Raw genomic sequence first — 255 nt, 5'->3', positions numbered from 1 at the left:
GGATAACTCCGGGAAACCGGGGCTAATACCGGATGCTTGTTTGAACCGCATGGTTCAAACATAAAAGGTGGCTTCGGCTACCACTTACAGATGGACCCGCGGCGCATTAGCTAGTTGGTGAGGTAACAGCTCACCAAGGCAACGATGCGTAGCCGACCTGAGAGGGTGATCGGCCACACTGGGACTGAGACACGGCCCAGACTCCTACGGGAGGCAGCAGTAGGGAATCTTCCGCAATGGACGAAAGTCTGACGG

At 56.1% G+C, this 255-nt stretch carries 1 rRNA gene; it reads left to right on the top strand.

Annotated features, from left to right (window positions below):
- A 16S ribosomal RNA gene (locus UJ203_RS20850) occupies nucleotides 1-255 on the top strand; the annotation flags it as partial.

Origin of the sequence: Bacillus sp. V26 (assembly GCF_034296245.1) — a bacterium.
Classification (GTDB): domain Bacteria; phylum Bacillota; class Bacilli; order Bacillales; family Bacillaceae; genus Bacillus; species Bacillus halotolerans.
Note: the sequence above shows the minus strand (reverse complement) of the source record. Positions and strands in the feature narration are given on the sequence as shown.